Origin of the sequence: Bacillus sp. JJ864 (assembly GCF_036963045.1) — a bacterium.
In the GTDB taxonomy this organism is placed as follows: Bacteria; Bacillota; Bacilli; order Bacillales; family Bacillaceae_G; genus Bacillus_A; species Bacillus_A pseudomycoides_C.
Window position 1 is genome coordinate 1 of record NZ_JBALLY010000077.1, and the last position, 20,027, is coordinate 20,027.

The following is a 20,027-nucleotide window of genomic DNA, read 5'->3' on the forward strand; positions in this document are numbered from 1 at the left end:
CCAGCTTAGCTGGGCACGCTAAAGAAAAAGAGTTAACCAAAATCCTGCTAAAGCAGTATTTTAGGTTAACTCCTTCTTTATATCATAACAACGATCTTCTCTTATGCCTCTTGCAGTTGTCCATCTTCACGGTCCATTACTTTCTTTAATAGCACAGTTTGAATGACAGTAAATAAGTTACTTGTAATCCAGTACAAGACGAGTCCTGACGGTGCAGCAGATCCCATAAATAAAATCATTGCCGGCATCATAAACTGCTGAACTTTCAATACTTGGCTTTGTTCTCCTGTCATATTAGATTGAAATACTTTCATCTGCAGGAATGTTGACAGAGCAGCAAGGACAGGTAAAATGTGATAAGGATCTGGATGTCCTAAATTTACCCATAAGAAAGAAGCTGTACGAATCTCTTCCGTATGACTAATGGCATAGTACAATGCTGAGAAAACCGGCATTTGCAGCAAGAGTGGTAAACATCCCATCATTGGGTTCACACCGTTCGTTCTCATTAAAATCATCGTTTCTTGTTGATATTGCTTTTGTTTCTCCGGATTTTTCGTAACATCTCCGTACTTTTCCTTCAATTTCTGAAGTTCCGGCTGTATTTTCTTTGTTTTTAATTGGCTGCGATATTGTGTAATCGTCAGTGGCAGTAAGATCGTACGAACTACAATCGTAATAATGATAATGGCAATCCCAAAGCTATGATTCGGCAAATGGTGCGCCACAAACTGCAACATAACAGAAATTGGATATACAATATAGTGATTCCAAAATCCAGGACTACTCGCATCAATTGGTGCTGCATTTGCATTCGCATTTGCATTACCACACCCTGATAAAACAACAACAAGTAATAATGATAAACTTACGAGCCAAGCTCGGTATGATTTAAACATATATATATTCCTCCAATGTTTCATAATTCGTTAGCGAAACATTGGTATATACGGACCTACATCATCACTCTCTCCACTTGCTTCTTGCCTGCGGACTGAGCGGGCCATTCCATGTTTATAAAAGACAGAGAAAAACGAAATATTCCCTACATGCTTATCGCACGTTTCAACACATACGAAAGCTTTCTGTCTCCCTCTATATGTTTGTTGGCGTACAAAACGCGAAACATTAGTGAGAAACAAAACTTCTAATAAACAAAGTGCTGTTGTTACAACAGATATATATAACATTGCATCTTGCAACAGAAATTCCATCTCTTCACATCCTTATGACAGGATTATAGCATACTAATTCAATATGTAAATTCCTTATATTTTACATATTCATGTTTTTATACCTGCATTTAAGTTGTAAAAATTTTATAAAATTTTTGCATAATAATAAAACTATTGTCAGTTGGTGAAAAAAGCATTATTCTCTTCTTGTAAACAAAAAAGAATATGGAGATGAAAACAGACATGGGCCAACTAGGAGACGCCGATTACGTTCCCGATACCGCCTTTTTATCATTCCCAGCTGCAAAAACATGGCATTTAGAATTTATAATTCAACTAATTGTTATTTTAGTTGCTTCAACTTTTTATGCGGTTTCAATGAATATGTTTTTTATTCCACATCACATGATTAGTGGCGGCTTTACTGGCGTTGGGATGATTATCGGTTATTTAATGCACTACAACATTGGTGCACTCATCTTTTTATTAAACATTCCACTTCTCTTTCTTAGCTATTTTTACTTAGGAAAGAAAACAACTTTTTTAACAGCATATTTCGTTACTATATCGACGCTTGCGATGAATGTCATTCCCGTTCATCAAATCTCAGATGATATTTTATTATCTTCTGTCTTTGGCGGCGTGCTGTGCGGGGCTGCAACAGGAATCATTTTCCGATTTGCTTCTTCGACGGGCGGATTCGATATTATTGGGTTAATTGTTGCAAAACATAGAGATATTTCAATTGGTTCTATTATTTTTGCCTTTAACCTTATTCTACTTGTAATTGCTGGTTTTATTTTCGGGTGGGATATTACACTTTACACACTGATCAGCCGATTTGTAGCAAGTAAAGTAATCGATTCCATTCATACGAAGCACATTAAATTAACAGTGATGACCGTTACAGAAAAAGGAGATATCGTGAAAAGAGCTCTGCTCCAAAACGGAATTCGCGGTGTAACAATGGTTGATGCTGTCGGCGGATATACAAATCATAAGAAAAAAATGATTTACACAGTTGTTACGCGCTATGAACTAGGAGAAATTAAACGTCTGATAAGGCACGTTGATCGTCATGCTTTTATGAACATTACAGAAACGGTAGAAGTAGTCGGACGATTTAAACGTATATAACAAAACGCAAGGATGATGTCCTTGCGTTTTTATTTTCACTTTATGATATCATTGGATAACGCACGCCAAAATTCAAAATATCTGATAATTATTTTTATTCCAATCTAAAACATGTTATACTATGTATATATCATAAAAGTAAGCAATACATATAGCATCTTATTTCATTCTTATATAAATCTAGATTTTGATTTATATATTGGTTCTCCTATTCAAATGATGATGATAAAGGAGTAGAACATATGAACAAAAAAATTAAACTTATAATCGCAACATTATTTGCCATAGCAGGCGGTTTCTTATGCTTTTGGACAAATATTCATATTGGTGAAAATGTATATATTAATGGGATCGATTCTATTGTAAGCGCTTCCGTATTTGGTTCGTTTATTTTCTTCCTTTTTAGTTCAGCAGAAAATGCTAGAAAAACGACACTTTTAATAATGATCGGTATCGTCGGCGCTTGCATCTCATTTTCAACAACGAATTATGACTTACCACTGCAGCTTAGCACAGCTTTCTTCCACGGTCTATGGACGTGGTTTATCGCATTTTGCATGGCAGATATCTTTGATTTACTACAAGATGACAGTCCTGTTCAGGCGGAAAGCAATTCATAATCATTTCTTGCCATATCAAATAACCACTAACTTATAGAAATAGTGGGCGTAATAACAAATAAAAGACCATCCTTATTCAGTTCACTTTGAAAAAGGATGGTCTTTTTATATCATATATATCCATTTTAATTTTTCGACATATAGATTGCGGCTATGCAGAAGAGCCTGCACTTGTTTTTTCCCTTTGTTTTACCTTGCATGTGGCAGGAAAGGGCACTGACCGCTTCTATGCATGGCCAGATGCTCTCTCCTCTCTAAAAGAAAGGGGGATTATGTCGTTTTTTCCTTATATATAAATCTACTTTAATGTTTCGACATATAATTCACTGCTATACAGAATACATCATGTCCGCTACTGGCTTGCTCCCTTTGTTTAAAACCTTGCACGTGGCAGGAAAGGGCACTGACCGCTTCTATGCATGGCCAGATGCTCTCTCCCCTCTAAAAGAAAGGGGGGGTATGTCGTTTTTTTTACTTATACATTTAGTTTCTCAACTGAATCACTATAAATACAGGTTTCACTTTATGACAGTGTAAAGCGCTTCGTTTGTTCACTCAATCCATGAATTTGTGTTGCCATTTCTTGTACTTCTTGTGTAAACACATTCATATGTTTTGCCACTTCTTCTATTGTAACACTTACTTCCTCAGTAGCTTCAGCTGTTTCTTCACTTGCAGCCGTAACAGACAATACTTCTGTATGAATCACGCCCTGCTGCTGTTTCATCGTTTCCATTTTTTCGATCACATGTTGCAGTGACTTATTTAATTCGTTTGAAATATATTGCAGTGCCTTCATTTGTTCCGCTACGATGCTTACTTGATTGAACTGCGCATCGTACTGCTGCAACGCTTGCGACAGTTGTTCTGTCGTACCAGATGCTTCTTGCTGCATCTTATAAATTAACTGACGAATATTTCCTGTTTGCTCCGCAGTACGGTCCGCTAACAATTTCACTTCTTCTGCCACAACCGCAAATCCTCTTCCCGACTCTCCCGCTCTAGCTGCTTCAATAGCTGCATTCAAGGATAGCATATTCGTTTGCGCCGCAATATCTTCAATTGTATATAGAATTTCTCCCGTATGACTTACTTGTGTTAATAAAGAGTTGACTGTATCTTCAAACTGATAGAACGTCTCTTTCATTTCTTTTCCTTGCATAACTGTATTATGCAACATTCCCTGGCCTTCTTCGCCAGCCTGTGCCATCGCTTGCGAAATACTTTTCATATCTCCTACTGCATGTTCAACACCGCGTATTTCTTCTTCAAAAGAATGCATCGCACTCGAAACTTGTTCCATCGAAGAAACAGTTTGCGCATTACTATTTGTAATTTCTTGACTCGACAATAAAATGGTCTGGTTCTGTTCTTTCATCACATGTGTAGAAGAAAGTAACATTTCCGATGTTTGCGTTACAGAGTGTGTAGCCTTCTGCACACCTTGCAATATTCCTCTTAAATTTTCCATCATATATCCGAAAGAACGAATCATATGTCCAATCTCATCTTTCTTACGAGATGAGATGCGAAGTTCTCTTAAATCACCTTCTGCAATTCGTTTCGTTTCTTCTTTCAACATATGAAGTGGCTTTAAACCTCGATAAATAAAATAGAACAAACATACAAAGGCAGCGGCAACAATTCCTATATTAATAAGACCGAGTTTCACCATTCGATCTGCCAACAAGTTATGCATAATCGTATCAACAACAGAAGCTTTTATATCCATTCCAATCGCTCCATATACTCGTCCCTTTTCATCTTGCAACGGCACAAGAACGGACATATATTTCCCATATTTTTCATCATTTATAATGGGACTGTATACCCATTCACCTTGTTGCAGCTTTTTGATTTCTGCCTGACTACTATCAGACTTCTCCCCAATCGGTGAAGCTTCCTCGGAACTTGGCTGTCCATCAATCATAATATTTGCTTCATCCTTCTTAAAATTCAGCGTATATACATATAATGCACCGTTATATTCACGCATTTCATTTAATGTAGTTCGCAGCTTTTCATATGCGTCGTTTTTTTGAGGATCTTGTAACCACAATTCATATGTGTCTTTATCAAATTGCTTTTTCATTGCTTCAACTTGAATCTTCCCTAATTCGCCAATTGTTTGTTCGCCAGTTCCTTTCGCAGTAAAATATAAAAATATAAAATTCATACTCGCCAGCCCTAGGATGACTACAAATACAATTCCTAAAATTCGTGTTCGTAAGCTCATAGTAGTTCTCCTTTTATTGTTAAATTTAAACATACAGAATATTAGATACATAAAACTTTAAAGAGCCCTCGCATCTTTAAATTGTAAATGTACAAAACTTAAAATACCCGATAATCTTACTAATTAAAATTCAAAATACGTTATATTATGTATATAACATAAAAGCACATACTATATAAGTATAAATTGAAAAAACGGCCTAAAAATCCCCTGCTTTTAGATGACGAACAATTCATAATAAAAAATATTTACAGCTTCCATGCTATACTTTATAATAAAAGTGTAAAATTACACTATTTATTATAAAGGAGTACATATTATGGTGCTATTACTTTTGTCGATTATATTGTTTGCACTGCTACTAATAATTCAAGGTATTCGTGATAAAAATGTATTATTTACTCTGCTAGCCTGTATTCCCTTTTTCATGATTTTCATGCCTATTCTATTCTTCGTTCTTGGAATACCTGAAGAGTCACTACCTATTACAATTTCCATCACTCCATTTTGGACTATTCTTATCATCCTTTATACCTTACTTTTTGTTATAAGTGTATTAAAAAAGAAAAAAGCAGCGCTCATAATGAGCTTTATACAAATATGTAATACTGCTTTTTGGTTCTCTGTTATCTCTGGTTTTATATTATAACTACATACATTTCTGTTCTTACCGATGTTGTTGCTTAGTCTAATTTTAGATTTTCAAAAATACATAATGAATAACAAACTAGCTGACTTACACAAAAAGGCAGTGCTTCTCTTTAAGCACTGCCTTTCTCAACATGAAATGGATAATTTTAATTTACTGTGTGTACAAACACGCGCTTAATTTCTTTACGGAATCGTACAGCTACACTTACCGCCACAATCACAACAACACCCATAATAATCTTTCCGATATGATCTTCAAGCAATCCAAAAATAGCATCTATGTTGCCACCTAACCAATAACCACCTACTAAGAAGAACGATACCCAAAATAATGCCCCGCAATAAATTGTTATCGCAAAGCGGCGAAATGGTAAATTAATAATCCCTGCAAAGTATCCTGTAAAATGGCGCACACCAGGAATAAAAAATGCAATAAATACTAGGAAATATCCATACTTATCGAACCACTTTCTTGTTAAATCAATTTTACGCTGCGTTAAAAAAACATATTTTCCGTACTTTTGAATAAACGGCATACCGAGCTTGTTCCCTACAAAATATTGAATTGTCATCCCAACGCTTGTCCCTAAAAAAGAGAAAAAGATTAATAATGGTAAGTGCAACTCACCCGTATGCGCTAAATATCCTGCATAAGCTAATGTTGGCTCTCCCGGAAACGGAAGTGCTATATATTCTAACAGCAGCCCAACGAGTACAACATAGTATCCGTACTGTTGGAATAATTCATGAATCCATTCCATGTCGATCTCTCCTTCTCTTGCTGATATGCAATCTCCTATCACGTACTTATTTCTTACTTTTATTGTATAGAATCTTCTAGAAATCTGCTATTGTAATAACTTACAATAAGCTTACATTTTTGTAAGGAGATCACTTTCAGTTAAAAAACCGACATAAAAGCTCCTTTCTTTTTAGGAGAGGACAAGAGCATCTGGCCATGCATAGTGGCGGTCAGGGCCTTTTTCTACCACATGCGTGGTTTTAAACAAAAGAAGAAAGCCAGTAGCATTCATGTTGTATTTTGTGTAACATCAATTTCTATGTCGAAAAATTAAAAATGATTGAACCAAAGCAACTCCCACTTCTTATATACCATTGAAAGACTCATTCAGTTTTTCAACTTCTTCCGCAATTTTCTTCACGTCAATCCGTTCAAATAACGGTGATACATTCAAAATACGAATTGGATTTTCACTCGTATAGTTCCATCCATTCTTTGAAACTCCTAACATTTGCTGCACTTGTGCGGACGAAAACGGAAGAAACGGTTCTAATACTTGCGCAAAATTCACGATGAAGTGAATACAGTTTCTTATCGTGTCATCGCACGCTGTCTTATCCTCTTTTATTTGTTTCCACGGCTGCCTTTCATCAAAATATTTATTTGCATAGCGAACTTGCTCAAAAATCGTCTCCAGCGCTTGTTTAAAATGCGCTTTTTCAATGAATCCTCCTACTTCAACGTATAATTCTTTTAGCTTTTCTTCAATTTCTTCATTCATTTGACCAGTTGGTACAGTGTTCTCATAATATTTTCCAAGAAATTTCAGCGTTCTATTTACAAAATTCCCGTACGCTCCTAACAATTCGCTATTATGACTATAAATAAACTCCCGCCATGAAAAATCTGTATCTCGATTTTCTGGTGCATTTACAGTTAAAAAATAGCGGATTGAATCAGGATGATATTCCTTCAAAATTTCCGGGATCCAAACGGCCCAGTTTTTACTTGTCGATAACTTTCTTTTTTCAACTGTTAAATATTCATTTGAAACAATATATTCAGGTAATGCTTTTACTTGTATCCCCTGTAAAATAGCCGGCCAAATAATTGTATGAAAGGGAATATTATCTTTGCCGTGCACATAATACGTTCGGGCATCCTCTTGCCAAAATGGTAAATCATCACTATTTGTTTCTTGCGCCCATTGCTTACTTGCTGAATAATACCCAGACACAGCCTCGATCCACACGTACACCTTCTTATCTTCGTATCCGGAAACAGGAACACTCACACCTATTGGTAAATCTCTTGAAACAGCACGGTCTTGTAAACCTTCTTGTAAATAACGCAGTGTTAATTTTACAGCGTTCTCACGCCACGTACCGCTTTGCTTTACTGTTTCTACATATTCTTCTAGCTTCTGCTGTAATGACGTTAATGCAAAATAAAAATGCTCTGTCTCCTTAATTGTCGGCGTGGCGCCGCACAATTTACATGTTTTCTCTAATAAATCTAGCGGATCTAAAATAGCGGAACATGCATCGCACTGATCACCGCGTGTACCTGCACCGCAATGCGGACAAACACCTTCCACATACCGATCCGGTAAAAATTGGACACAAGTCTCGCAGTATGTTTGCTCTACTGTCTTTTTATAAATAAGTCCCTTTTCTAAAAGCTCTAAGAAAATATTCTGAACGACTTGATGGTGAGAGGCAGCGTCCGTACGAGCATAATAATTGTATGAAAAACCTAGCTCCTGAAAACATCGTTCAAATTCTTCATGATAGCGATCCGCAATTGTTTTTACACTTACCCCTTCCTGCTTAGCACGAATCGTAATCGGTGTACCGTTACAATCACTTCCTGTATTTACAATCATTTCTCAATTACTAAAACACGGCGGCACATTTATTTTACGAGACTATCACCCCATGTATACAAAACTGCTACAAGTAGAAGATAACAAAGTAATTGCAAGCGGGGATTACTTTCAAAAAGATGTAATCGAGGTAGATGTAGCCTATAATATGCTCTTATCAGAAGCAGAGCGTATCGCTTTACCAAAAAACATGATCCGCAGATGGACATTAGGAGAAATCGTAACAAGCATTTCCCAGGCAGGCCTTCATATCAAGGAACTCACAGAAGAATGTGGCGCAAAGCAAAAATGGGTCTTTCCTCCTCATGCCCCGAAAGGAACGGAAGACCGTATCCCTGGACTATATACACTCATCGCCAAAAATATATAGAAAAGCTCTCTTCAAAATGAAGAGAGCTTTTCTTCTGTGTATAGTAGTTATAAGTTGAGATAAGAGATTACCAATTGTTAGATAGGACAATTGGTTTTTGGGACTACACAACCCAAAAAGGTATAACAACACACATATCGATAATAATGATAATCATTATCAGACAATTAGGATTATACAGCATCTATTTTAGAAATACAATACATATTTTTATATTTATAAACCTCCAAAACTCCTATATATAAATGTATACATTTTTCGAACAAAAGCCTCTCTCTATGTCTCTCTTTTATACTGTTTGTTATAATTTTTACATGCATGCTTTGTCTCATGACAATGCCCTCCCAGCGCAAGAGATAAAGCGTTTTCTTTTTAAAAAATATGTAAAAATCCTAGTAAAAAGATAAAAGGCGGGGTATAAATGAAGTACGTGAGCATTCGCAAGAAACTCATCTTTATGCTACTAAGCGTCTGCTTATTGTTTAGCATTGCTTTAGCAGTAATTTTATTTTTCTCTACAAGTCAAGCACACCAAGCAGAAATATTACAATCTGATGTTTCTCGCAAAGCAACTATCTTAAAAGAACGCGGTGATTTATTCCAAGCTCAAGTTTCTGGCTTACATGACTATTTATTGGCGCACAATGAAAAAGATCTAGAAAAGTTTAATAAGGCGGGAAAACAATTAGCCGATACACGCGAAAAAATAACAAGCGATACAAGTCTCCCACAAGAAATGAAAGATACCATTAACATGGGAGGAAAATGGCGTAGCGTAATGGATAACCAAGTTCTTCCTCTTACAAAAGAAGGAAAATGGGAGGAAGCAAGCAAAATTGCCTTGCAGCAAAACGAAATTGGCGATACCATTTTAGCTAATTTCAAAAAATATACAGATCAAGAAAATGCAAAGCGGGATGAGTTAATAAATCAAATAAAGCACTCATCAACCGTTATGCAGTTCACTATTTTCTTGTCACTTATCCTATGTACAATAATAGCTCTTATACTAGCATGGTGGTTCTCTGGTAAACTTGTAAAACCTATTCGGGAGATTGATTCTAAATTAAAAGAACTAGCATCTCAAGACGGTGACTTAACAGTTCGTCTTCCTATACGTAGCAATGATGAGATTGGTGATATTGCAGCATCATTTAATCACATGCTGTCCAACTTACAAACTATTGTTAATCAAGTGAAACAAACATCCTCAGATGTGAAAATAGCTTCTGAAAATATGTTAACAGAAACGAAACAGTCTATGGACGCAACGACCTATATCCAAACAACGATGCAGACATTAGAGCATAGTATTCATTCTCAAGTTTCTAGTATTGAAGAAAGCTCTACCTCAATGGATGATATGAACGTTAGTGTACAACGTATTGCTGAATCAGCTTCTACTGTTGCAGAACTTACTGTAGCAACTTCGGAGCAAGCTGATGTTGGTAGTCACGTAATCGAACAGTCTATGACACAAATGGGTGCGATCCACAAAGCTGTTCACGCAACATCGGAAGTTGTTGAGCGCCTGATTGCTCATACAAAATCGATTGATTATGCTGTACAAGCAATCTCTAATATTGCCGAACAAACGAACCTTCTTGCATTAAATGCTTCAATTGAGGCAGCACGCGCTGGGGAACAAGGAAAAGGATTTGCTGTTGTCGCAGATGAAGTGCGAAAACTTGCAGAACAATCGAAGACAGCTGCAACAGATATTAATCAATTGCTTCATCATATTCAAAATGATACAAGCACTGCAAACACGATGATGCTGCAAGGTCAAATAGAAGCTGCTGAAGGAATTGCAATTATGCAAAAAGCTGGTTCTTCTTTTACAACCATTGTCAAACAAATTAATGAGGTATCCTCACAAATGCAGGAAGTTTCAGCAACTGCTGAAGAAATGGCTGCGAGTGCAGAAGAAATGAATACCGCCCTCGGTAATATCGCTTCTATCTCTCACGAAGTAGCAACAGAAACCACACAAACCGCAAGCTCTGCTGGTAAGCAAGTAAACGTAATAAACGACATGTCTATTATGTCTGAACAGATGAAACACGTTGTAGAAGAACTTGAGTCGCTCGTTTCTCGTTTTAGAACCGAGGCGTAAACAAGATTGTATAAAAGCGACTTATACACAGAGGAGAAAAGTAAATTCTTATAAATAAATAATAAAATATTTCCTCACTTTCTACACTATAGTCTGCTATAATTTCTATAGGAACAAAAAGTGCTTTATTTCGATGTCACTCGGAATAAAGCACTTTTTAATCATAATATCAACTAATCTTTATAAATTAATTATCAAAAGGAGGATTTATCATTATGAAATACGTGAGCATTCGTAAAAAAATGATGTTTATGATGGGAACAATTTGTGCTTTATTTGGCATCGCATTAGCTTTTATTTTTTTCTTTGCCAAAAGTGAAAACAATGTAGCAATAACATTACAAAAAGATGTTGCACCAAAAACAACGCTTTTAATGGAACGTAATAAAGCATATCAAGTGCAACTTTCGGCTTTTCGAGGTTATCTATTAACACATGATTCTGCCGAATTAGATAAGTTTTATGAAATGGATAAACAATTAGAAGATACAAAAGGACAACTATTAAACGACCCAAGTATTTCGGAAAATCTCAAAAATACAATGGAGTCAGGAGCACAGTGGCGTCATTTTATTACTGAGAAAGTGATTCCTCTTACTAAAGAAGAAAAATGGGACGAAGCAGCAAAAATTACTGCTGAACAAAATGGAACTATTTTTAAAGTAATAGGGGATTTCGACAAATATAGCAATGACGAAAATAAGAAGTGTGATCAACTTATCGAGCAAGTAAAAAATTCATCCTCACTCGTTAAATCTATTGTTCTTATCTCTCTTATCCTTTGTACAGTTATTAGCATTATGGTAGCCTGGTGGTTCTCTAGTAAACTTGTGAAACCAATTCAGGAAATTGATACAAAGCTCAAAGAACTCGCTTCTCAAGATGGGGATTTAACAGCACGTTTATCTGTAAAAAGCAATGACGAAATTGGTGCCATTGCCGCTTCCTTTAATCAAATGTTAGAAAACCTCCAATATATCATTGGACAAGTACAAAAAACATCGTTAAATGTACGAAGTGCTTCTGACAACATACTAAAAGAAACAAAGATTTCCATGGACACAACAACTGATATCCAAATGACAATGTCTGAATTAGAAAATAATATTCAATCGCAAGTTTCTAGTATCGAAGAAAGTTCTACTGCAATGGATGACATGGCAATTGGTGTACAACGTATTGCCCAATCTGCTTCCGCCGTTGCTGAACTAACTGTAACGACTTCTGATCGTGCAACTGAAGGTAGTCAAGTAATCGAAAAATCAATTACGCAGATGACAACAATTCATGACGCAGTGAATGCTACATCTCAAGTTGTCGAACGTCTTATCACTCATACAGAGCATATCGATACAGCTGTTCAATCGATCTCTAATATTGCAGAACAAACAAATCTTCTTGCATTAAATGCTTCCATTGAAGCGGCACGTGCCGGGGAACAAGGAAAAGGATTTGCCGTTGTTGCAGATGAAGTACGAAAACTTGCAGAGCAATCGAAGGCTGCTGCAACAGGCATTAACCAATTACTTCACCATATTCAGACTGATACGAAGACTGCAAATTCAATGATGGAACAAGGTCAAATAGAAGCTGCTCAAGGCATTACAGTCATTCGCGAAGCCGGTTCTTCCTTCGCAACCATTGTCGAACAAATCAATGAAGTATCTTCACAAATGCAAGAAGTCTCAGCGACTGCAGAAGAGATGGCTGCAAGTGCAGAAGAAATGAATGCTTCTCTTAATAATATTGCTTCTATCTCAGGTGAAGTAGCAGCAGAAACAACACAAACTGCAAACTCTGCTGGAGAACAAGTAATCATCATGAAAGACATGTCTAGTAAATCTGAGGAAATGAAACATGTTGTAGAAGAACTCGACACACTTGTTTCTCGTTTTAAAACAGAGTCTTAAACAGGTTTATCAGAATCGAAAATCAAACGTTTGGTCTTCACACGATTACGAAGGTGTTGAAACAATCTCATAATCGTAAGATAGATTATGTGCGATAAGACGAAATGCCACTTTCAATAACTTATTCACACATGCAATGGATGCAACTTTATGACATTTGTTATAAGGTTGCATTTTTAATTTATCGTAGTACTCCACGAAATGATTGTTCCTAACGCGACTTTGGTGAATCATATCTTGCATCATAAAATACAACATTTGTCGTAAATGTCTATTGCCACACTTAGTGATTTTATTCTTGTAAAACAATATGCTGAATTGAAAACATCTTATATCGAAGAGTGATTTCCACATTTTAAAGATGATCTCTATTTGCCAACGCAAAGTGTATAATTGATGTATCTGGTACTAGGAATAAAGCTATACTTTATACAAATGTCGTAGATTTAATTTCGAATATTCCGTTTCTTCACACTATATATATCTTTAAACAATAATAAATTATTCATGCCACGCTATAAAACAATGCATATGGCAGGAAAAGCCCTGACCCGACTAGATGCTCTCCCCTCCTCTAAAAGAAAGGGGTTTTTATGTCGTTTTTTAACTTGGATATATATAAGAATGTAAAAAACTCATATCGTTATTAAAACATTATCTTTTTGGTATGTAAATCCCAAATTCTTATTATAAGTATATAAAAATTTCCATAGTAATATTTTACAAACAGAAAATAATTATATTAAAAAAACAATAAACCTTTTCTTTTCATAAACTCTAATCATTTTAACCTAATATTCCCACAAGAAATAGCAAAAAAAATGTTTACAGTATAATAAAATAGCATCTCACATGCCATCCGCCTATATTTTCGTATGCAAAATTGCATACGAAACAAAGAAAAATTACAGTAAAATAAGAATATCTTTAAACGATTTACTGTAAATCAACTTTTAATATTAATATACAAAAATAAGAATTATATTTTTTATAAATAATATTTTCTCCTTACTTTCCACACTAAGGTCTGCTATAATTTTCAATATCAGGTAATAATATCAAATTATAATATTAATTAATCTTAATAATTTAATATTAAAAGGAGGATTTTATACTTATGAAATACGTAAGCATTCGCAAAAAAATGATGTTTATGGTAGGTACAATTTGTGCCTTATTTGGCATTGCATTAGCTTTTATTCTTTTCTTTGCCAAACTTGAAAATAACATAGCTGTAACATTACAAAAAGATGTTTCACCAAAAACAACGCTTTTAATAGAACGCAATGAGGCATATCAAGTGCAACTTTCAGCTTTTCGAGCTTATCTATTACAACGTGATCCTACCGAATTAGATAAGTTTTACGAGCTAGATAAACAATTAGAAGATACAAAAGGACAACTATTAAACGACCCAAGTATTTCACAAGGTATTAAAAACACAATCGAGTTAGGAGGACAGTGGCGTCAGTTTATTAATGAAAAAGTAATTCCTCTTACTAAAGAAGGAAAATGGGACGAAGCAATACAACTTACCGCTGAACAAAACAAAACTGTTTATAAAGTAAGCCGTGATTTCACCAAATATAGCAATGAGGAAAATACGAAGTGTGATCAGCTTATCAAACAAGTAAAAGACTCATCCTCACTCGTTAAATCTATCGTTCTTATTTCCCTTATCCTTTGTACAATTATTGGCATTATGGTAGCTTGGTGCTTCTCTGGTAAACTTGTGAAACCAATTCGAGAAATTGATACAAAGCTAAAAGAACTTGCTTCTCAAGATGGTGATTTAACTGCACGACTAGATGTAAAAAGTAATGACGAAATTGGTGCTATTGCCGCTTCCTTTAATCAAATGTTAGAAAATCTACAATATATTATTGGACAAGTGCAAAAAACATCTTTAAATGTACGCACTGCTTCTGAAAACATATTAAAAGAAACGAATACTTCTATGGATGCAACAACGAGTATCCAAACAACAATGTCCGAATTAGAACATAGCATTCAATCGCAAGTTTCTAGCATTGAAGAAAGTTCTACTGCAATGGATGATATGTCAGTTAGTGTACAGCGTATTGCCCAGTCTGCTTCTGCCGTTGCTGAACTGACTGTAACTACTTCTGACCGTGCAAATGAAGGTGCTCGAGTAATCGAAAAATCAATTACACAGATGTCAACAATTCATGACGCAGTAAATTCTACATCTCAAGTTGTCGGACGTCTAATTACTCATACGAAACATATTGATACAGCTGTCCAATCTATCTCTAATATTGCAGAACAAACAAATCTTCTTGCATTAAATGCTTCTATTGAAGCAGCGCGAGCTGGAGAGCAAGGAAAAGGATTCGCCGTTGTTGCAGATGAAGTACGAAAGCTTGCCGAACAATCGAAAACTGCTGCAACAGGTATTAACCAGTTGCTTCATCATATTCAAGATGATACAAAAACCGCAAATACAATGATGGAACAAGGCCAAGGAGAAGCTGCTCAAGGAATTACAGTAATTCGCGAAGCCGGTTCTTCCTTCGCAGCAATTGTAGAACAAATTAATGAAGTATCTTCACAAATGCAGGAAGTTTCAGCGACTGCAGAAGAGATGGCTGCAAGTGCAGAGGAAATGAATGCTTCTCTTAATAATATTGCTTCGATCTCCAATGAAGTAGCAGCAGAAACAACACAAACCGCAAACTCTGCTGGAAAGCAAGTACACATAATGAAGGGCATGTCTGCTAAATCTGTGGAAATGAAACATGTTGTAGAAGAACTCGACACACTTGTTTCCCGTTTTAAAACAGAGTCTTAAACAGGTTTATATTACTAATCATATAGGAACCTAAAAATTTATAAATCACACAAAAAATGACATAGAATATGGATTCTATGTCATTTTTATAGCACGATTTTAAAAATAAAGTGGAGTTTTTGTTCAAGCTTATTTTTCTAACACATCTGAGTAACTTAATTTTAAATCATCTGTTTTAATTGCACCTGTTGAAGTAGATAATACATTTACTTTTGTAACTGTATTCTAATAATGGGTCTTATTCATTAAATGTAAAATAGATTTTATGTATACACATAAATGAAACAAAAGGAACTCCCAAAATGAACTGCCCCCTCAATTGTTAGACCCAACTAATAATTTGGGAGCAGTTTTTTATATTCTCAAAACCCTCGGTACCTCTAGGCTGAAGGGTATGCAATTCCTTCATCATAAATCAATAAAAAAATTTCCCCTTACTTTCCATACTACAGTCTGCTATAATTCCCAATATCAGGTCATAATATTAAATCATAATATTAATTAATCTTTATAAATTAATTAATAAAAGGAGGATTTTATACTTATGAAATACGTAAGCATTCGTAAAAAAATGATGTTTATAGTAGGTACAATTTGCGCTTTATTTGGCATCGCATTAGCTTTTATTTTTTTCTTTGCCAAACTCGAAAATAATATAGCCGTAACATTACAAAAAGATGTTGCACCAAGAGCAACACTTTTACTAGAACGCGGTGATGCATATCAAATACAACTTTTAGCCTTTCAAGATTATCTATTACAGCATGACCCTGCCGAACTAGATGAATTTTATGAAATGGACAAACAATTAGAAGATACAAAAGGAGAACTACTAAACGATCCGAAGACTCCTCAAAATATAAAAAAAACAATGGAGTTAGGAGCACAGTGGCGTCAGTTTATTAATGAAAAAGTGATTCCTCTTACTAAAGAAGGAAAGTGGGACGAGGCACTAAAAGTTGCCGCTGAACAAAATAAAACTGTTCATACAGTAGTCCATGATTTCACCAAATATAGCAATGATGAAAATGCGAGGTGTGATCAGCTCGTCCAACAAATAAAAGATTCATCTTCACTCGTTAAATCTATTATCTTTATTTCTCTTATCCTTTGTACAGTTATTGCCATTATCGTAGCTTGGTGGTTCTCTGGTAAACTTGTGAAACCAATCTATGAAATTGATACAAAGCTCAAAGAACTTGCTTCTCAAGATGGGGATTTAACAGTACGATTACATGTAAAAAGTAATGACGAAATTGGTGCCATTGCTGCTTCCTTTAATAAAATGTTAGAGAACCTCCAATATATCATTGGACAAGTACAGAAAACATCATTAAATGTACGTAATGCTTCTGACAATATACTAACAGAAACGAATATCTCTATGAGTGCAACAACCGCTATCCAAACGACGATGTCCGAATTAGAACATCATATTCAATCACAAGTTTCTAGTATCGAAGAAAGCTCTACTGCAATGGATGATATGGCAGTTAGTGTACAGCGTATTGCCCAGTCTGCTTCCGCCGTTGCTGAACTGACTGTAACAACTTCTGATCGTGCAACTGAAGGTAGTCGAGTAATCGAAAAATCCATTACACAGATGACAACAATTCATGACGCCGTGAATGCTACATCTCAAGTTGTCGAACGTCTAATCACTCATACAGAGTATATCGATACAGCTGTCCAATCGATCTCTAATATCGCGGAACAAACAAATCTTCTTGCATTAAATGCTTCTATTGAAGCAGCGCGAGCTGGAGAGCAAGGAAAAGGATTCGCCGTTGTTGCAGATGAAGTACGAAAGCTTGCCGAACAATCGAAAACTGCTGCAACAGGTATTAACCAGCTGCTTCATCATATTCAAGATGATACGAAAAACGCAAATTCGATGATGGAACATGGCCAAATAGAAGCTGCCCAAGGAATTACAGTCATTCGTGAAGCTGGTTCTTCTTTTGCAACCATTGTCGAACAAATTAATGAAGTATCTTCACAAATACAAGAAGTCTCAGCGACTGCGGAAGAGATGGCTGCAAGTGCAGAAGAAATGAATGCTTCTCTTAATAATATTGCTTCTATCTCGGGTGAAGTAGCAGCAGAAACAACACAAACTGCAAGCTCTGCTGGAGAGCAAGTAAACGTAATGAAAGACATGTCCGATAAATCGCAGCAGATGAAACATGTTGTAGAAGAACTCGATACACTCGTTTCTCGATTTAAAACTGAATAATAACAAAAGCATTCCTTGTTATAGGGAATGCTTTTTCCTATAAGAAAATACTGTGAGCCAGATCACTGCATCTTCACTGCAAATCCGCTATAATGAGAATAAATATCATTCATTAATAGAGGTGCTACTATGTCTCACACTTTAGAAGATAAAGTATATGCCAACTTGGAAGCTGTTATTGACCCTGAACTTGGCGTCGATATTATCAATCTTGGGTTAGTATATGACGTTACAACTGACGAACAACAGAATGCTGTTATTACAATGACAATGACTTCAATTGGTTGTCCGATGGCTGGGCAAATCGTATCTGATGTCAAAAAAGTATTAGCAACAAATGTCCCTGAATTAAACGAAATTGAAGTAAATGTTGTTTGGAACCCACCATGGACAAAAGATCGCATGTCCCGGCTTGCTAAAATCGCATTAGGCATTCGTGATTAAACGAGAAAAAAGACCTGATATGAGTCAGGTCTTTTCGTTTCTTATTTTACTCCTACCGCATCATATGCTTTCTTTACAGCTTGTACTTCTTTAGAATTTTGGCCGTATAAATCTGTAGCCGCTTGAATTGTAGCTTGGCGCATCATCTTAAAGTTTGAGTTTGCAGTTAAATATTTTGAAAGAGCGCGGTAATAAATTTTTTCTGTCGCTTCGCGGCCTACGCCATTTACAGCAACGTCGTAATGCGTACCACCTTCAGAAATTAAATATGCCGCTTTATTATTAATGCTGCTGTTAATATGAACTCCGCCATTATCATACTTTCCTGTGTAACGCTTACTATAATGATCTGGGTAGCCTTCACTTGGCTTTAATGGATTTGGAAGAGAAGCTGGATTACTTAAAGAACGCAATGCATCACCTTGTTTACCTGGCGTATAAATATCTTCTCCAAGCTCCCAATCATCACGGTCTACCATTGCTCCCATAATATCAGATAACGATTCATTTAATGCACCAGATTCATTTTTATACTCTAGATTTGCAGTGTACTCTGTTACTGCATGAGTGAGCTCATGTGCAATAACATCAAGTCCTGCTGATAATGGAATGAATACTTCCCCATCACCGTCTCCGTACATCATTTGGACACCGTTCCACGCTGCGTTATTCCACCCTTCCCCTACATGAACAGTAGAAATCAACTTCGCTCCCTCGTTATCAAATGAATTACGGTTGAATGTTTTCTTGTAATAATCGTATACTTTCTCAGCATTAGCGTGCGCATCAACAGCTGCTTTATCCTCGAAGAATTTATTTTTACTTTCTATTTCTTCACCAGTATATCCAAGCCATTGTGAGAATAAGTTGAACCAATTTTCATCCATATTTTTTGCATCAAATGTATGAACACCTTTTCCACGTTTCCCATCGAATAAATGAAAAGCCCCAGTTTTTGAGTCCTGTGCAATTTCAAAACTTGTTCGATTCCCTAACACGCCGTATCCAAACCCTGTGATATGATCAATCGCATTATATTTCTCAATTACATTTCCGTTTGTTGCATCAATAAAGTAATGCCAGTATCCTGGTGCTGGTTTTGAAACGGATGCTTTTACAAGATATGAAAGATAATAGTTTCCATCTTTTTCATATACATATAAGTCTTTTTTAATGCCATCATAGTTATCTACCTTGCCAATTTCTCTCTCAATATCAGCCTTCGCAGCATTTACAGCCTCATCTTCTGAAATGCTCGCATTCGCTGGAATATTTTTATCTTCTAAATTCGGGATAACTTGCCCGAAAAACGCTTTTACATTGTTATCTTTATCCAACGCTACTGTTTGATCAGATCCATAAACAGGAACACCATTATGTTTTTCAATAAGCTTCACATGTGTCGTTTCTGCCTGTGCATCTTTTTCTTCACCAACGACTTCAAAATGTTTCTCAATATTTCCTGCTAATTTAAACATGTCTTTTTTACTCTTTAAATACTCAAACACCGTTTCTTTTTTATCTAATCCTTCCGGTGCTTTCCACTCTTCCCCAATAAAAGATGGTGTCTGGAACTCTTGGTTGTATTGAATCTTTTGCTCATCTGCATATGTACGTGACGTACCTAATGTCGCAAATGCTCCTAAAGCCATAGACAAAGCTACCGTTGAAGATAAAACCTTCTTTTTCAAAA

General features: G+C 35.9%; 16 protein-coding genes and 1 pseudogene. 9 read left to right on the top strand and 8 right to left on the bottom strand.

Annotated features, from left to right (window positions below):
* Positions 1 to 101 precede the first annotated feature (101 nt).
* Both yidC and V7024_RS12740 read right to left on the bottom strand, forming a co-directional pair.
* Positions 102 to 899, bottom strand: coding sequence for a membrane protein insertase YidC (yidC, locus tag V7024_RS12735; protein ID WP_335520437.1), 798 nt, complete (start codon positions 897 to 899; stop codon positions 102 to 104).
* 30 nt (positions 900 to 929) lie between these two features.
* On the bottom strand, positions 930 to 1,214 hold the full coding sequence (locus tag V7024_RS12740; RefSeq protein ID WP_335520440.1) for a hypothetical protein: 285 nt from the start codon (positions 1,212 to 1,214) through the stop codon (positions 930 to 932).
* 204 nt (positions 1,215 to 1,418) lie between these two features.
* Here V7024_RS12740 and V7024_RS12745 point away from each other — a divergent pair, with 204 nt between their 5' ends.
* Together V7024_RS12745 and V7024_RS12750 are read left to right on the top strand one after the other, a co-directional pair.
* Positions 1,419 to 2,312, top strand: coding sequence for a YitT family protein (locus tag V7024_RS12745; protein ID WP_335520443.1), 894 nt, complete (start codon positions 1,419 to 1,421; stop codon positions 2,310 to 2,312).
* A 242-nt stretch (positions 2,313 to 2,554) separates the two neighbouring features.
* A complete protein-coding gene (locus V7024_RS12750; RefSeq protein ID WP_335520446.1) occupies positions 2,555 to 2,932 on the top strand; it encodes a DUF3938 domain-containing protein in 378 nt (125 codons plus the stop codon).
* A gap of 523 nt (positions 2,933 to 3,455) precedes the next feature.
* Here the strand turns inward: V7024_RS12750 and V7024_RS12755 are convergent.
* A complete protein-coding gene (locus V7024_RS12755; RefSeq protein WP_438824464.1) occupies positions 3,456 to 5,219 on the bottom strand; it encodes a methyl-accepting chemotaxis protein in 1,764 nt (587 codons plus the stop codon).
* 268 nt (positions 5,220 to 5,487) lie between these two features.
* Between V7024_RS12755 and V7024_RS12760 the strand changes: the two genes are divergently transcribed.
* Positions 5,488 to 5,817, top strand: a complete 330-nt coding sequence (locus tag V7024_RS12760; protein ID WP_335520452.1) for a hypothetical protein — start codon at positions 5,488 to 5,490, stop codon at positions 5,815 to 5,817.
* A gap of 148 nt (positions 5,818 to 5,965) precedes the next feature.
* Here the strand turns inward: V7024_RS12760 and V7024_RS12765 are convergent, their stop codons facing one another.
* On the bottom strand, positions 5,966 to 6,580 hold the full coding sequence (locus tag V7024_RS12765) for a DedA family protein (protein ID WP_335520455.1): 615 nt from the start codon (positions 6,578 to 6,580) through the stop codon (positions 5,966 to 5,968).
* Positions 6,581 to 6,925: 345 nt separating this feature from the next.
* A complete protein-coding gene (metG, locus tag V7024_RS12770) occupies positions 6,926 to 8,446 on the bottom strand; it encodes a methionine--tRNA ligase (protein ID WP_335520458.1) in 1,521 nt (506 codons plus the stop codon).
* Between the two features lie 52 nt (positions 8,447 to 8,498).
* Here metG and V7024_RS12775 point away from each other — a divergent pair, with 52 nt between their 5' ends.
* From V7024_RS12775 to V7024_RS12785, 3 genes are all read left to right on the top strand, one after another.
* Positions 8,499 to 8,816 carry a hypothetical protein gene (locus V7024_RS12775; RefSeq protein WP_335520461.1) on the top strand — a complete coding sequence of 106 codons (318 nt, stop codon included), beginning with the start codon at positions 8,499 to 8,501 and terminating at the stop codon, positions 8,814 to 8,816.
* Positions 8,817 to 9,237: 421 nt separating this feature from the next.
* Positions 9,238 to 10,932: a methyl-accepting chemotaxis protein gene (locus tag V7024_RS12780; RefSeq protein ID WP_335520464.1), complete on the top strand. Its 1,695-nt coding sequence runs from the start codon at positions 9,238 to 9,240 to the stop codon at positions 10,930 to 10,932.
* A gap of 215 nt (positions 10,933 to 11,147) precedes the next feature.
* A complete protein-coding gene (locus tag V7024_RS12785) occupies positions 11,148 to 12,842 on the top strand; it encodes a methyl-accepting chemotaxis protein (RefSeq protein ID WP_335520466.1) in 1,695 nt (564 codons plus the stop codon).
* Positions 12,843 to 12,887: 45 nt separating this feature from the next.
* Here the strand turns inward: V7024_RS12785 and V7024_RS12790 are convergent, their stop codons facing one another.
* Positions 12,888 to 13,040 (bottom strand): hypothetical protein, encoded by a 153-nt coding sequence (locus V7024_RS12790; RefSeq protein WP_335520469.1) that lies wholly within the window; start codon positions 13,038 to 13,040, stop codon positions 12,888 to 12,890.
* 132 nt (positions 13,041 to 13,172) lie between these two features.
* Positions 13,173 to 13,247 (bottom strand): annotated as a pseudogene (locus tag V7024_RS12795) (transposase); the annotation flags it as partial.
* Between the two features lie 712 nt (positions 13,248 to 13,959).
* Here V7024_RS12795 and V7024_RS12800 point away from each other — a divergent pair.
* The 3 genes from V7024_RS12800 (at position 13,960) to V7024_RS12810 (ending at position 18,334) form a co-directional block, all read left to right on the top strand.
* Positions 13,960 to 15,654, top strand: a complete 1,695-nt coding sequence (locus tag V7024_RS12800) for a methyl-accepting chemotaxis protein (protein ID WP_335520472.1) — start codon at positions 13,960 to 13,962, stop codon at positions 15,652 to 15,654.
* Positions 15,655 to 16,198: 544 nt separating this feature from the next.
* A complete protein-coding gene (locus tag V7024_RS12805; protein ID WP_335520475.1) occupies positions 16,199 to 17,890 on the top strand; it encodes a methyl-accepting chemotaxis protein in 1,692 nt (563 codons plus the stop codon).
* A gap of 129 nt (positions 17,891 to 18,019) precedes the next feature.
* The gene (locus tag V7024_RS12810; protein WP_335520479.1) at positions 18,020 to 18,334 is read left to right on the top strand and encodes a metal-sulfur cluster assembly factor; all 315 of its coding nucleotides are present in this window, start codon (positions 18,020 to 18,022) and stop codon (positions 18,332 to 18,334) included.
* Positions 18,335 to 18,375: 41 nt separating this feature from the next.
* On the opposite strand, the gene V7024_RS12815 is transcribed toward V7024_RS12810, so the two are convergent.
* Positions 18,376 to 20,025 carry a M4 family metallopeptidase gene (locus V7024_RS12815; RefSeq protein ID WP_335520483.1) on the bottom strand — a complete coding sequence of 550 codons (1,650 nt, stop codon included), beginning with the start codon at positions 20,023 to 20,025 and terminating at the stop codon, positions 18,376 to 18,378.
* Positions 20,026 to 20,027: the final 2 nt, after the last annotated feature.